Raw genomic sequence first — 13197 nt, 5'->3', positions numbered from 1 at the left:
CAAAAGCTAAGCCTGCCCCCCAACCTTCAAGCGCTTAACGAACCGCCAACACCGGGCTGCTCAAGCGCTCGAGCAAGGTCGCCTGGGCGCTGCGCGGGTTCTGGTTGCCGGTCGGCGTGTTGCGGATGTAACGGCCATCCGACTGCAAGCTCCAGCTGTGGGTGTTGTCGGTAAGGTAGCTTTCCAGCTCTTTCTTGACCCGCAGGATCAGCTTCTTGCCTTCCACCGGGAAGCAGGTCTCGACCCGCTTGTCGAGGTTGCGCTCCATCCAGTCGGCGCTGGACAGAAACATCTGCTCCTCTCCGCCGTTGAGGAAGTAGAACACCCGCGTATGTTCCAGGAAGCGCCCGATGATCGAGCGTACGTGGATGTTGTGGGACACCCCCGGAATGCCCGGTCGCAGGCAGCACATGCCACGCACCACCAGGTCGATGCGCACGCCCGACTGGCTGGCCTTGTACAACGCACGAATGATCTTCGGGTCGGTCAGCGAGTTGAACTTGGCAATGATGTGGGCCGGCTTGCCGTCCAGGGCGAACTGCGTCTCCCGGGCGATCATGTCGAGCATGCCCTTTTTCAGGGTGAACGGCGCATGCAGCAGTTTCTTCATGCGCAGGGTCTTGCCCATGCCGATCAACTGGCTGAACAGCTTGCCGACGTCTTCGCACAAGGCATCGTCAGAGGTCAGCAGGCTGTAGTCGGTGTACAGGCGGGCGTTGGCAGCGTGGTAGTTGCCGGTGCCCAAGTGGGCGTAACGCACGATCTCACCGGCTTCACGACGCAGGATGAGCATCATCTTGGCGTGGGTCTTGAAGCCGACCACGCCGTAGATCACCACCGCACCGGCCGCTTGCAAGCGGCTGGCCAGTTGCAGGTTGGATTCTTCGTCGAAGCGCGCACGCAATTCGATCACGGCCGTGACTTCCTTGCCATTTCGCGCCGCGTCCACCAGGGCATCGACGATTTCCGAGTTGGCGCCGCTGCGGTACAGGGTCTGGCGCACCGCCAGGACGTGGGGGTCCTTGGCGGCCTGGCGCAGCAGGTCGACCACCGGCGTGAACGACTCGAACGGGTGCAGCAGCAGGATGTCCTGCTTGCTGACCACGCTGAAGATGTTCTCGCTGTTCTGCAGCAGTTTCGGGATCTGCGGCGTGAACGGCAGGTATTGCAGTTCCGGATGGCTGTCCAGGCCGGTGATGCTGAACAGTCGGGTCAGGTTGACCGGGCCGTTGACCTGATACAGCTCGGTCTCATGCAGGTTGAACTGCTTGAGCAGGTAGTCGGACAGGTGTTTCGGACAGGTGTCGGCCACCTCCAGGCGCACCGCATCGCCGTAGCGACGGGAGAACAGCTCGCCGCGCAGGGCGCGAGCCAGGTCTTCGACGTCCTCGGTGTCCACCGACAAGTCGGCGTTACGCGTCAGGCGGAACTGATAGCAACCCTTCACCTTCATGCCCTGGAACAGGTCATCGGCATGGGCGTGGATCATCGACGACAGGAACACATAATTATCGCCAGGGCCGCCAACGTCTTCCGGCACGCGGATGATACGCGGCAGCAGGCGTGGCGCCGGAATGATCGCCAGGCCGGAATCGCGACCGAAGGCGTCGATGCCTTCCAGTTCAACGATGAAGTTCAGGCTCTTGTTGACCAGCAGCGGGAACGGGTGCGTCGGATCGAGGCCGATCGGGGTGATGATCGGCGCGATCTCGTCGCGGAAATAGCGGCGCACCCAAGTCTTGAGCTTGGTGGTCCAGTAGCGGCGACGGATGAAGCGCACCTGGTGCTTTTCCAACTCCGGCAACAGGATGTCGTTGAGGATCGCGTATTGCCGGTCAACGTGGCCGTGGACCAGCTCGCTGATGCGCGCCAGGGCCTGGTGCGGTTGCAGGCCGTCGGCACCGGCCTGTTCACGGGCGAAGGTGATCTGCTTCTTCAGCCCGGCGACGCGGATCTCGAAAAACTCATCCAGGTTGCTGGAAAAGATCAGCAGGAACTTCAACCGCTCCAGCAGCGGGTAGGACTCGTCCAGCGCCTGCTCCAGCACGCGGATGTTGAACTGCAGTTGCGACAGCTCCCGATGGATGTACAGGCTGCTGTCATCCAGGTTGGGAATCACAATCGCCGGGGCCGGCGCGGGCTCGACGACCGCCGGGGCAGCAGGCTCCAGCGTCGGCGGTGTCTCGGCAATCTGCTCGACCACGGGCTGAGCATCTTTTACGGCAACTTCGGAGAGTCCTTCGGTATTCATCGCAAGTTCCTGGGAGGCTATTTCTGCTCTCGTAACAATTGGGCGGCGCGCACAGCAAAGTAAGTCAGGATGCCATCAGCACCTGCGCGCTTGAAAGCGGTCAAGGACTCCAGGATCACCCCTTCGCCCAACCAGCCGTTCTGGATCGCGGCCATGTGCATCGCGTACTCGCCGCTGACCTGATAAACAAAGGTCGGCACTTTGAATTCGTCTTTGACCCGGCAAAGAATGTCGAGGTAGGGCATGCCAGGCTTGACCATGACCATGTCTGCCCCTTCTGACAAGTCAGCCGCCACTTCGTGCAAGGCTTCCTGACTGTTGGCCGGGTCCATCTGATAAGAGGCCTTGTTGGCCTTGCCCAGGTTCAGGGCCGAGCCGACCGCATCGCGGAACGGGCCGTAATAGGCGCTGGCGTACTTGGCCGAGTAGGCCATGATCCGCACGTTGACGTGACCGGCCACCTCGAGGGCTTCGCGGATCGCCTGGATGCGCCCGTCCATCATGTCCGACGGCGCCACCACCTGGGCACCGGCCTCGGCGTGGGACAGGGCCTGCCTGACCAGTGCATCGACGGTAATGTCGTTCTGCACGTAGCCTTCTTCATCGAGGATACCGTCCTGCCCGTGGGTGGTGAACGGGTCCAGCGCCACGTCGGTGATCACCCCCAGCTCCGGGAAGCGCGCGCGCAGGGCACGGGTCGCGCGTTGGGCGATGCCTTGCGGGTTCCAGGCTTCAGCGGCGTCCAGGGACTTGAGGGTCGGCGGCGTGACCGGGAACAGCGCCAGCGCCGGAATGCCCAGCTCGACCCAGTGGGCGGCTTCTTCGAGCAGCAGGTCGATGGTCAGGCGTTCCACCCCGGGCATCGACGCCACCGCTTCGCGACGGTTCTCACCGTCCAGCACGAATACCGGCAGGATCAGGTCATTGGTGGTCAGCACGTTTTCACGCACCAGCCGACGAGAGAACTCATCACGACGGTTGCGACGCAGGCGGGTAGCAGGGAACAGACGATTGGCGGGGGTAAAGCTCACGGCAGACTCCTGAGCCCGTGCTGACGGGCGAGCGTGACAGTTATAAGCGCCCATTATGACGAAGACATTACAGTTGTGTGCACCTGCGTCCTGTCGTCGCAGTTATTGTCATTGTAGGAATTGTTCACGTCGAGACACATTTCGATACTTTCCTGAATGTGCCTGAAGGGTTAGGCTGCGCGTTCATTTCGCCAGCACCCAGACAATGCTCCAACAATTTCTGCATGACTTCGGCTACTTGGCCTTGTTTATCGGCACGTTCTTCGAAGGCGAAACTATCCTCGTGCTCGCAGGTTTCCTGGCGTTCCGTGGCTACATGGACATCAATCTGGTGGTCGTCGTGGCGTTCTGCGGCAGCTACGCGGGCGATCAGCTGTGGTATTTCCTGGGACGCAAGCACGGGCGCAAGCTCCTGGCGCGCAAGCCGCGCTGGCAGTTGATGGGGGATCGGGCGCTGGAGCACATTCGCCGGCATCCGGACATCTGGGTCCTGAGCTTCCGCTTCGTCTATGGCCTGCGCACGGTGATGCCGGTGGCGATCGGCCTGTCAGGCTATCCGCCGGGTCGCTACCTGTTGCTCAACGGCATCGGTGCGGCGGTCTGGGCCACGGCGTTGGCCGCAGCCGCGTACCACTTTGGCGCGGTGCTCGAAGGCATGCTGGGCAGCATCAAGAAGTATGAGTTGTGGGTCCTCGGCGCATTGCTGGTGCTGGGCCTGGTCTTGTGGCTGCGCCGACGCATCAAGAATGCGCGCCTGGCCAGGAAAGTCCTCGAAGCCGAGCGCCTGGAGCAAGCCAGGTCTGGCGAACCTACGACGCCAACCGAGTAAACCGAGTGCGGCAGCAATACAGCCCGATGCCGCTGAGCAGGCTGTAGCTGAGCAGCCCGGCCCAGGCCCCATGGCTCATCACAGCGCTGGCCGGCCACAACCCGGCCAAGGGCGCCAGCCATACCAGCGGCAGGTTCGAGGCCAGCCGCAACAGCTCCAGCCGCAACGCCCACGGGCGATTCTCCAGGGCCACGCCCAACACGAACAGACCGAACGCCACCGCGCCCCAACCCAGCACCAGGGCGGCGACCGACAGGCTGGTTTCAAGGTTCATCAGATAACTGCCCAAGGCAATGTAGGCGCAGAACTGCAGCCCCACGTACCACTGCTGACGTGCATCCAGCGGCACCTCGAATTTGCGGAACTGGCTCAAGTCCGGCTTGTTCAGCGGGTACTTGGCCGCGACGTCCGCCGGTCGCCAACCGGTGGGCATGAGCCAGATCCGCAGCTTGTCCCACCAACGCCCCGCCCGCCGCGCATCGGCCCATAGCTGCGCATAGAACTGCAGGTTGGCCCACAACGGATTCCAGCTCGCCAGCGGCGTGGTCACGCCGAAAATCACCGGTTCGTTGACGTCTTCTTCCTGGAAGGTGCCAAACAGACGGTCCCAAATAATGAACACCCCGCCGTAGTTGCGATCCATGTAGAGAGGGTTCTGTGCATGGTGGGCACGATGATTGGACGGCGTGACGAAACACCACTCCAGCCAGCCGAGCTTGGGAATGTGCTGGGTGTGGACCCAGAACTGGTACAGCAGATTCAACGCCGCGACGCTGACGAAGACCACCAGCGGCACGCCCAGTACGGCGAGCGGGAGGTAGAAGATCCAGCTCAGCAGGAACCCGGTACTGGTCTGGCGCAGCGCCGTGGAAAGGTTGTAGTCCTCGCTCTGGTGGTGCACCGAATGGGCGGCCCAGAGGATGTTGCGTTCATGGCCCATGCGGTGCAGCCAGTAATAGCAGAAGTCGTAGAGCACAAAGGCAAACACCCAGGTCCAGGCCCGGTCGGCCGGCAGCTCGATGACAGCCAGGTGTTTCAACGCAAAGGCGTAGGTCACCAGCCCCACGCCCTTGGTCAACAGGCCCGTTGTGGTCGACAGCACGCCGGTGCTCAAGCTGTTGATCGCGTCTGCCACACGATAGTGGCTCACACCCCGCCAGCGATCAGCCAGCAACTCGACGGCGATCAGCACGAAGAAGAACGGCACGGCATACAGGATGAAGTTCATGACGCAACCCGGGCATGCAAGGCGGGGAGATAGTCGGCAGATTAGGTGTAGCTGCCCGATCCCCCTATGGCAACGAGTGACAAATTAGTAGACATTTAACGCCATGAATCTGGAGAAAAGCCCATGAGCAAAAAAATTGCAGTGATCCTTTCCGGCTGTGGCGTGTATGACGGCGCCGAGATCCACGAAAGCGTGATCACCTTGCTGCGCCTCGATCAGCGTGGGGCTCACGTCCAGTGCTTCGCCCCCAACATTGCCCAGTTGCATGTGATCAATCACCTGACCGGCGAGGAAATGCCCGAGAGCCGCAATGTGTTGGTGGAATCGGCACGGATCGCCCGAGGCAACGTGAAGGACTTGCGTGAAGCCAGGGCCGAGGACTTCGACGCCCTGATCGTACCCGGCGGTTTTGGCTCGGCGAAAAACCTCTCCAACTTTGCCGTCGAAGGCGCTGGCTGCACGGTCCAACCAGAAGTCCTGGCGCTGACCGAGGCCTTTGCCGAGGCCGGCAAACCGGTCGGGCTGATCTGCATCTCACCGGCCCTGGCGGCGAAAATCTATGGCCCGGGTGTGGTCTGCACCATCGGCAACGACGTCGACACTGCCGCCGCCGTGACCAAAATGGGGGCTACTCACGAAGAGTGCGCCGTCACCGATATCGTTGAAGACCGCGCGCGCAAACTGGTCAGCACCCCGGCCTACATGCTGGCGCAGAACATCAGCGAAGCGGCTTCTGGCATCAACAAGCTGGTGGACCGGGTGTTGGAACTGACGCACGAGAACGACGCCTGACCCCACCACCACTACCCCTGTGGGAGCGAGCTTGCTCGCGATAGCGTCGGCTCAGCTACATTTGCATTGGCTGATACACCGCATCGCGAGCAAGCTCGCTCCCACAGGGGGTCGGGCAAGGCTCAAGCGATTCGGGTCAGGCGCGTCAGGATCCGATCCAGCGCATTGGCAAACCCCTGCTTGTCCCGCTCGCCATACGCCGCCGGGCCGCCGCCCATGTGGCCCTGTTCGCGCAAATCGGTGAACAGGTTGCGCACCGCCAGCCGATCGCCCATGTTCTGGGCATCGAACTCTTTGCCTCGTGGGTCCAGGGCGGCGACGCCCTTCTTCACCAACCGGTCGGCCAAGGGCACATCGCTGCAGATCACCAGCTCACCCGGCTCGGCGTGCTCCACCAGGTAATCGTCCGCCGCATCAGGGCCACTGGGCACCACGATCAGCTTCACACAAGCCAGGGCTGGCTTGATCTGCGGCTGACCAGCCACCAGCACCACCTGGAACCGGCGCTTCAAGGCGAACTTGACCACCAGGTCTTTCGCGGCCTTGGGACAGGCATCGGCGTCGATCCATACGCGCATTGAATGGTTTCCTCTAAATTAAAATGCATCGCGGGCAAGCCTTGCTCCCACAGGCGAGTGCCGACTGTGGGAGCAAGGCTTGCCCGCGATTATGAGCGCAGCGAATGGTTTTCAGGAAACCTGGAGCCGACGCTTCTCCACCACCCAACTGCGCCCATACAGCACCACGATCGCCAGGATCGCCACCACTTGAGCGGCCAGCGAATAGGCGTCGGCATGAATGCCCAGCCAGTCGAAGTCGAAGAACGCCACCGGATGGGTGCCGAAGATCCCGGCTTCCTGCAACGCCTTCACGCCGTGACCGGCGAATACCACCGACAGCGCGCACAGCAACGCGGCATTGATACTGAAGAACAGCGCCAGCGGCAGTTTCGCCGAGCCGCGCAGGATCACCCAGGCCAGCCCCACCAACAACACCAGCGCCGTCGCGCCACCGGCCAGCACCGCGTTGTGCCCGGCAGGGCCCGCTTGCAGCCACAGGGTTTCGTAGAACAGGATCACTTCGAACAGTTCGCGGTAGACCGAGAAGAACGCCAGGATCGCAAAACCAAAACGCCCACCGCCGCCCACCAGGCTGCTCTTGATGTAGTCCTGCCAGGCCGCTGCGTGGCGACGGTCGTGCATCCACACACCCAGCCACAGCACCATCACACTGGCGAACAACGCCGTCGCGCCTTCAAGCAGCTCACGCTGGGCACCGCTGACGTCGATCACATACGCCGCCAGCCCCCAGGTCGCCAGGCCGGCCAACAGCGCCAGGCCCCAACCGGCGTTGACGCTGCGCACGGCCGACTGCTGGCCGGTGTTGCGCAGGAACGCCAGGATCGCCGCCAGCACCAGGATCGCTTCCAGCCCTTCGCGCAGCAGAATCAGCAACCCGGAGATGTAGCTCAACGACCAGCTCAAGCCATCGCCGCCCAGCAAGCCGGCTGACTCCTTCAACTTGGCCTTGGCCGCGTCCAGGCGCTGTACCGCCTGCTCGATTGGCAAACCGTCCTGCAAAGACTGACGGTAGGCCATCAGGGACTTTTCGGTGTCCTTGCGCACATTGGCGTCGACGTTATCCAGCGAGCTTTCCACCAGCTCGAAACCTTCCAGGTAAGCGGCTACCGACAGATCGTAGGCCTGGTCGTGGTCACCGGCACGGTACGCCGCGATGCTTTTATCCAGGGTGGCCGCCGTGTAGTCGAGCAACTGCGCCGGGCCACGTTGCACCTGCGGCGGCTGGGCGCGCTGGGCACGGAACGTCGCCGCCGCTGCCGGGCCTTGCGCGGCGAGGACTTCGGCCGGGGTCTGGCGCGCCAGGTCAGCGAGGTTGAAGACCTGTTCACCTTTGGCCGCGGACGGGTCGGCGCTGAAACTGGCGATGTAGGTCGCCAGGTCCCAGCGCTGACGGTCGTCGAGCTGATCGGCGAAGGCCGGCATGTCGGTGCCTTCGATGCCCATGCCGACGGTGTTGTAGATCGCATAGAGACTCAGGCGATCCAGGCGCTGGGCGTCCCGCATGTTGGCGGGCGGCGGTTCCATGCCGACACCTGCTGGACCGTCGCCGGCACCGTTGGCCCCATGGCACACCGAGCAATTCTGGGCATACAGCGGCGCGCCGCGGGAGGGATCGGGGGTGATCACCGGCGCCTGGCTGACTTCATATGCCACCGCCAGCTTGGCCCCTAGTTGCCGCGCCAGGCGCGCGACGTCGCCGCCGTCCTGGCGCTGGGTGATCGCGCTGCGCAAGGTGTCGATACCCTGGATCAATTCAGCCTTTTCCGGTTTGGCCGGCAGCCCGGCGATCAACCCTGCCAGCACCTGGGTGAATTCCAGCTGCTCGCGATATTCCCCGTCCTCGATGACCTTGCCTGCCTCGACCGTCGCCGGGTAGTCCGCACCGATGTAATCCAGCAAATGCAGTGCCTGGGGGGCGCCCTCGACGGTGTCGGCCAGCAGCGAGGTGCTGCAAAGCGCAAGCCATGGCAGTACAAGCCAGGCCAGGAAACGGAACGGCGCAGTCATGAATGACTCTCGATTGGTAATAAGAAGTAACACATTGTTCACTTCCAATGACTTTGGCTCAAGAGCTGATGTGCTTTGACGGCACATTTTCATCGGATTCCTGCTTTGGAGGTGATGTCACAAAAACAGCATTTCGAGATTGAAAAGCCATTACATAGCCAAGCGCCATGTTTATAATCGCGCCGCCTTCTTATTGTTCGATGGCATAAAAGCTCCTCTTCTTATGAGGAACCGACAGCGTCCCGACGTTTGTCCGTGGGATCGCTCCAGCCCGACCCGCAAACCCCGGCTGTTACTCAGGGAAGAAATGTTCATGGCATCCCGTGCCGTTTTTTCGGTCGCCCTCGGTGCGATCACCTTGTTGTCCGGCTGTTCAGCCTTTCGCAACTACGACAGCGAATTGGCCCAGACCAACCAGCAGTTGGCTTCCGGCAACGTCGACGGCGCATTGACGCTGCTGGAAAAGAACAACACCAGCCAGGACAAGGACCTGCTGTATTACTTCGAAAAAGGCGAGTTGCTGCGCGCCAAGGGCGACCTGTCTGGCAGCCAGACGGCCTGGACCAGCGCCGATCAACAGGTTGGCCAATGGGAGGACGCGGTCAAACTCGACACGGCCAAGTACCTGGCCCAGTTCGGCAGCTTCCTGGTCAACGATAAAGTGCGCCGCTACGAAGGCTACGATTACGAAAAGGTCATGCTGACCACGCAGATGGCGCTGAACCTGCTGGCCGTGAATGACTTCGACGGGGCGCGGACCCAGATCAAGAAGACCCACGAACGCGAAGCGGTGATCGCCGACCTGCGGGACAAGGAATACCTCAAGCGCGAGGAAGACGCCGAGAAACAAGGCGTCAAGACCGAATACAAGGACCTCAAGGGTTACCCGGTGGCCAGCCTCGACGCCCCGGAAGTGGTCAGCCTGAAAAACAGTTACCAGAGCGCGTTCAGCCATTACCTGGCCGGCTTCGTCTATGAAGCCCTGGGTGAAAAGGACCTGGCCGCACCGGGTTACCGCAAGGCCGCCGAACTGCGCCCCAACACGCCGCTGCTGGAGCAGGCCCTGCTCAACCTCGACAAGCCTGCCACCAAGAACGATGACAGCGACATCCTGATCGTAGTGCAGAGTGGCCTGGCACCGTCCCGGGACTCGATCCGCATTCCCCTGCCCTTGCCGATCAGCGGCAACGTGGTCATCACGCCGTTGTCGTTCCCGCTGATCAAGCCTGATACCTCCACGGCCACCTTCAGCCAGATCGGTGTCGACGGTCGTCAGTTGGACCTGACCCAGCTCAACAGCACCACCGCCATGTCCCGCCGCGCCCTGCGCGACGACATGCCGGGCATCATCCTGCGCACCACCGTGCGCGCCGTCACCCGTGGCGTGGCGCAAAAGCAGATCAACGACACCAATCCCTTGGCCGGCCTGGCCGTCGGCCTCACCTCGGCCGTACTCGAAGGTGCCGATACCCGAACCTGGCGCACCCTGCCCGACTACACCCAGGTGGTGCGCCTGCGCCTGAAGAAAGGCGAGCACCAGGTCACCTTGCCAAGCTCGGTGGGCGGCTCGGTGGTCAAGGTCACCGTCGACCAGCGCTATCAGGTCATCAGCCTGCGGGCGGTGGGTAACCAGGTGTTCGCCGGTGGCCTGGCGGCCCAGGTGATGCCAAGCGCCAACCCGACCGCCCTTGCCCTCAAGCAACCTTAAGAACGGAGTCTTGTTCACATGCGTTTAAAACTGATCGCCGTCGGTGCCCTGGCCTTGCTGGCCGGGTGCGCCACCCCACCGCCACCGGAGCCGGGCAGCGCCGCCAGCAAGGTCGTGGAGATGGGCAAGACCAAAAACATCGTGGTCGGCGCCATGCGCGTGGCCCGGGAAAACGGCTACATGACCGTCAACGTGCAGCTGAGCAACACCAGCTACAACAACAAGACGATGTATTACCGCTTTGCCTGGCTGGGGCCGGAAGGCTTTCCGATCGCCGAGGAAGAAACCTGGAAAAGCCTGACGCTGTACGGCGAACAGACCAGTTTCCTGCCGGCCATCGCACCGACACCCAAGGCGGTGGATTTCCGCTTGGAAATCAATACCCCTTGAGCCTGGGCCATAGGAGCTGATGTAGGCACTGTGTAGGAGCTGACGAGTGCAACGAGGCTGCGATCCTTCCCCAGACACTTGAGTCGCAAGCGAAAGATCAAAAGATCGCAGCCTTCGGCAGCCCCTACAGTGCGCAGCCAGCGGGGATAAATCCCCTCGCCACTAAACCTTTTATACAGTTATTGAGAGCACCCACATGTTCGTACGCATCTCCTCCCTCGCCCTCGCCGCCTTGCTGGTCAGCGGCTGTGCCAACAACTCGCCGGTCCTGGGCAACAAGAACATCAGCTACGGCGACACCAAGGCCGTGGAAACCGTGACCAACGAGTTCGGTTCCACCGACCTGCAAATGATCGCCGAGTCCATGACCCGCTCCCTGGCCCAGTCCGGCATCCTGCAGGGTCGCCCGGTTGTCCAGGTCTATGACGTGAAGAACAAGACCAGCGAATACATCGACACCCGTGAAATCACCACCAGCATCAAGACCCAGCTGATGAAGACCGGGGCTGCCCGTTTTGCCAGCGACAACACCGCCATGGACAGCCAGGTCGACCAGCTCAAGCTGCAGAACCAGAGCGGCCTGTACAAGAAAAGCACCGTGGCAAAGACCGGCAACATGATCGCTGCCAAGTACCGTCTCGAAGGCTCCATCAGCTCGATCGTCAAGCGCAGCAGCGACTACAAGGACGTCTTCTACAAATTCAGCCTGCAATTGATCGACGTCGAAAGCGGTCTGGCCGAGTGGATGGACGAAAAAGAAATCCGCAAGACCACGGAGCGTTAAGCCATGCGCACATGGATAGGCATCATGGCCCTGGCCTGCGCATTTGGCGCGCAGGCGGCCCCGAAAGTCGCAGTGACCGACCTTGCGTACCAGGAACGGGTGGAGGAATACATCCACACCGTTTCAGCGCAGAGCAACTTCCAGGCGAACCCTTACAGCGCCAGTGCTTCCTCGAGCTACGACGAGATGGAAGCCACCAGCAGCTACATCGAGCAGGGCGAACTGCGCAAGTTCACCGGCGACATCAAGGGCGAGATCCTGCGCAGCGGGATGTTCCAGCTGACCCAGGGCACGCCCCACACCGCGGCGTCCACGGGTGACGTCTATGACGTGATCAAACGCATCAAGGCCGGGAACTTCAAGGGCGCCGACTACGTGCTGTTCGGCACGGTGTCTGACATCGACTTCACCCGCGACATCAACGAGCTGGCCAATACCGACAGCTACTCGGCGGTGCTGGCGCTGACCCTGGTGGCAGACTTCAGCCTGATCAACACCAAGACCTACGAAATCACCTCGGCCTTTACGGCCATGGGCGAAGGCCAGGACACCAAGCTGTTGAACCACCGGGACGTGCACATCAGCCTCAACCGCCCGCGGGTGGTGCGCGATGTGTCCAAGGCCCTGGGGGAAGACGTGGCGCGGCAACTGAGCGAACAGCTCGGCGGCCCGAGCTACCAACAACCCAGCGAGCCGGTGCAGCGCAACAACCTGCCACGGGATACGGCGCCGGTGATTTTGCGCTGAATCACTGAGCGAATGCTCTGTGGCGCAGAGGTCTTGTGGGAGCAAGGCTATGTGGGAGCAAGGCTTGCTCCCACAAAGTAACCTCGCCACGGGTTTTGTTTTACGCCGCAGCCTTGCGAATCGTCGCCAGCAAACCCGCCGCGCTAATGAACATACCCGCGAAGGCACGGTTCATTCGCCGTTGCTGTTTCGGGGTGCGCAACAACCGCAGGACTTTGGACGCCAGCCCGGTGTACCCGGCCATGACGATGAGATCGACCACGACCATCGTTACACCCAGGATCAGGTATTGCTGGATCAACGGGGCATGGGGATTGATGAACTGCGGCAACACCGCCAGCATGAACACCAGCGCCTTGGGGTTGCTGATGTTGACCAGGAAGCCGCGAAAAACCAGCGCCAAGGGCTTGCCGATGGGCCGCGGGCCCGTATCGTCGGTCATTTCACCGGGAATGGCTCGCCACTGTTTGACCCCCAGGTAGACCAGGTAGGCCACGCCGAACCATTTGATTGCATAGAACGCAGTGGCCGACGCAGTGAGGATCGCGCCAACACCGGCGGCGACGATCACGATTTGCAACGCCAGGCCCAATTGCAGGCCCAAGGCGTTCCAGTAACCGCGCCAGAAGCCGTAGCGCAAGCCACTGGACATCGATGCAATGGCACCGGCACCAGGGGAAAGACTGATCACCCAACATGCGGCAAAAAACGCCAGCCATGTTTCCAGCAACATTGCACACCTCAGCTCGGATTCATCGAAACGACTAAGCTAATGCGCCGCCAGGCCGTTGACCACCGTTTTTTGCGCAAGCACTTAAGCCGGCTTGAACACCGTGGCAAGGGAGCTTG

12 protein-coding genes are annotated in these 13197 nt (G+C 61.8%); 6 read left to right on the top strand and 6 right to left on the bottom strand.

Going from position 1 to position 13197, the window contains the following annotated elements:
* Nucleotides 1-34: 34 nt before the first annotated feature.
* Both ppk1 and hemB read right to left on the bottom strand, forming a co-directional pair.
* On the bottom strand, nucleotides 35-2251 hold the full coding sequence (gene ppk1 / locus AB4O22_RS28005; protein WP_003206739.1) for a polyphosphate kinase 1: 2217 nt from the start codon (nucleotides 2249-2251) through the stop codon (nucleotides 35-37).
* A gap of 17 nt (nucleotides 2252-2268) precedes the next feature.
* Nucleotides 2269-3282, bottom strand: coding sequence for a porphobilinogen synthase (gene hemB / locus AB4O22_RS28000; RefSeq protein ID WP_003206741.1), 1014 nt, complete (start codon nucleotides 3280-3282; stop codon nucleotides 2269-2271).
* Nucleotides 3283-3487: 205 nt separating this feature from the next.
* On the opposite strand from hemB, the gene AB4O22_RS27995 reads away from it, so the two are divergent.
* Complete coding sequence (locus AB4O22_RS27995) at nucleotides 3488-4111, top strand: DedA family protein (protein ID WP_057449464.1); 624 nt, start codon at nucleotides 3488-3490, stop codon at nucleotides 4109-4111.
* On the opposite strand, the gene AB4O22_RS27990 is transcribed toward AB4O22_RS27995, so the two are convergent.
* Nucleotides 4092-5339 carry a sterol desaturase family protein gene (locus AB4O22_RS27990; protein WP_223472077.1) on the bottom strand — a complete coding sequence of 416 codons (1248 nt, stop codon included), beginning with the start codon at nucleotides 5337-5339 and terminating at the stop codon, nucleotides 4092-4094. The genes AB4O22_RS27995 and AB4O22_RS27990 overlap by 20 nt on opposite strands.
* 123 nt (nucleotides 5340-5462) lie before the next feature.
* On the opposite strand from AB4O22_RS27990, the gene elbB reads away from it, so the two are divergent.
* On the top strand, nucleotides 5463-6131 hold the full coding sequence (gene elbB / locus AB4O22_RS27985) for an isoprenoid biosynthesis glyoxalase ElbB (RefSeq protein ID WP_003206746.1): 669 nt from the start codon (nucleotides 5463-5465) through the stop codon (nucleotides 6129-6131).
* A gap of 122 nt (nucleotides 6132-6253) precedes the next feature.
* Here elbB and AB4O22_RS27980 read toward each other — a convergent pair whose 3' ends face one another.
* Together AB4O22_RS27980 and AB4O22_RS27975 are read right to left on the bottom strand one after the other, a co-directional pair.
* The gene (locus tag AB4O22_RS27980; protein ID WP_003206748.1) at nucleotides 6254-6709 is read right to left on the bottom strand and encodes a YaiI/YqxD family protein; all 456 of its coding nucleotides are present in this window, start codon (nucleotides 6707-6709) and stop codon (nucleotides 6254-6256) included.
* A 111-nt stretch (nucleotides 6710-6820) separates the two neighbouring features.
* Nucleotides 6821-8719: an FTR1 family protein gene (locus AB4O22_RS27975; protein ID WP_460097630.1), complete on the bottom strand. Its 1899-nt coding sequence runs from the start codon at nucleotides 8717-8719 to the stop codon at nucleotides 6821-6823.
* Between the two features lie 313 nt (nucleotides 8720-9032).
* On the opposite strand from AB4O22_RS27975, the gene AB4O22_RS27970 reads away from it, so the two are divergent.
* The 4 genes from AB4O22_RS27970 (at nucleotide 9033) to AB4O22_RS27955 (ending at nucleotide 12348) form a co-directional block, all read left to right on the top strand.
* A complete protein-coding gene (locus tag AB4O22_RS27970) occupies nucleotides 9033-10427 on the top strand; it encodes a COG3014 family protein (protein WP_027912773.1) in 1395 nt (464 codons plus the stop codon).
* An 18-nt stretch (nucleotides 10428-10445) separates the two neighbouring features.
* On the top strand, nucleotides 10446-10817 hold the full coding sequence (locus tag AB4O22_RS27965) for a YcfL family protein (protein ID WP_460097629.1): 372 nt from the start codon (nucleotides 10446-10448) through the stop codon (nucleotides 10815-10817).
* Between the two features lie 196 nt (nucleotides 10818-11013).
* Nucleotides 11014-11601 (top strand): penicillin-binding protein activator LpoB, encoded by a 588-nt coding sequence (lpoB, locus tag AB4O22_RS27960; RefSeq protein ID WP_003177333.1) that lies wholly within the window; start codon nucleotides 11014-11016, stop codon nucleotides 11599-11601.
* A 3-nt stretch (nucleotides 11602-11604) separates the two neighbouring features.
* A complete protein-coding gene (locus AB4O22_RS27955; RefSeq protein ID WP_003206756.1) occupies nucleotides 11605-12348 on the top strand; it encodes a hypothetical protein in 744 nt (247 codons plus the stop codon).
* A 100-nt stretch (nucleotides 12349-12448) separates the two neighbouring features.
* Here the strand turns inward: AB4O22_RS27955 and rhtB are convergent, their stop codons facing one another.
* Nucleotides 12449-13081, bottom strand: a complete 633-nt coding sequence (gene rhtB / locus AB4O22_RS27950; protein WP_460097628.1) for a homoserine/homoserine lactone efflux protein — start codon at nucleotides 13079-13081, stop codon at nucleotides 12449-12451.
* Between the last annotated feature and the right edge of the window lie 116 nt (nucleotides 13082-13197).

The organism is Pseudomonas sp. S3_B11 (assembly GCF_054667715.1).
The sequence above is the reverse complement of the archived record's forward strand: the minus strand, read 5'-3'. Positions and strand labels throughout refer to the sequence as shown.

Bases quoted from the DNA above. Each gene is read 5' to 3' on its own strand.
- AB4O22_RS27970 (WP_027912773.1), top strand. From the start codon at position 9,033: ATGGCATCCCGTGCCGTTTTTTCGGTCGCCCTCGGTGCGATCACCTTG.
- lpoB (WP_003177333.1), top strand. From the start codon at position 11,014: ATGTTCGTACGCATCTCCTCCCTCGCCCTCGCCGCCTTGCTGGTCAGC.
- AB4O22_RS27995 (WP_057449464.1), top strand. From the start codon at position 3,488: ATGCTCCAACAATTTCTGCATGACTTCGGCTACTTGGCCTTGTTTATC.
- AB4O22_RS27955 (WP_003206756.1), top strand. From the start codon at position 11,605: ATGCGCACATGGATAGGCATCATGGCCCTGGCCTGCGCATTTGGCGCG.
- ppk1 (WP_003206739.1), bottom strand. From the start codon at position 2,251: ATGAATACCGAAGGACTCTCCGAAGTTGCCGTAAAAGATGCTCAGCCC.
- AB4O22_RS27965 (WP_460097629.1), top strand. From the start codon at position 10,446: ATGCGTTTAAAACTGATCGCCGTCGGTGCCCTGGCCTTGCTGGCCGGG.
- elbB (WP_003206746.1), top strand. From the start codon at position 5,463: ATGAGCAAAAAAATTGCAGTGATCCTTTCCGGCTGTGGCGTGTATGAC.
- AB4O22_RS27980 (WP_003206748.1), bottom strand. From the start codon at position 6,709: ATGCGCGTATGGATCGACGCCGATGCCTGTCCCAAGGCCGCGAAAGAC.
- rhtB (WP_460097628.1), bottom strand. From the start codon at position 13,081: ATGTTGCTGGAAACATGGCTGGCGTTTTTTGCCGCATGTTGGGTGATC.
- AB4O22_RS27990 (WP_223472077.1), bottom strand. From the start codon at position 5,339: ATGAACTTCATCCTGTATGCCGTGCCGTTCTTCTTCGTGCTGATCGCC.
- AB4O22_RS27975 (WP_460097630.1), bottom strand. From the start codon at position 8,719: ATGACTGCGCCGTTCCGTTTCCTGGCCTGGCTTGTACTGCCATGGCTT.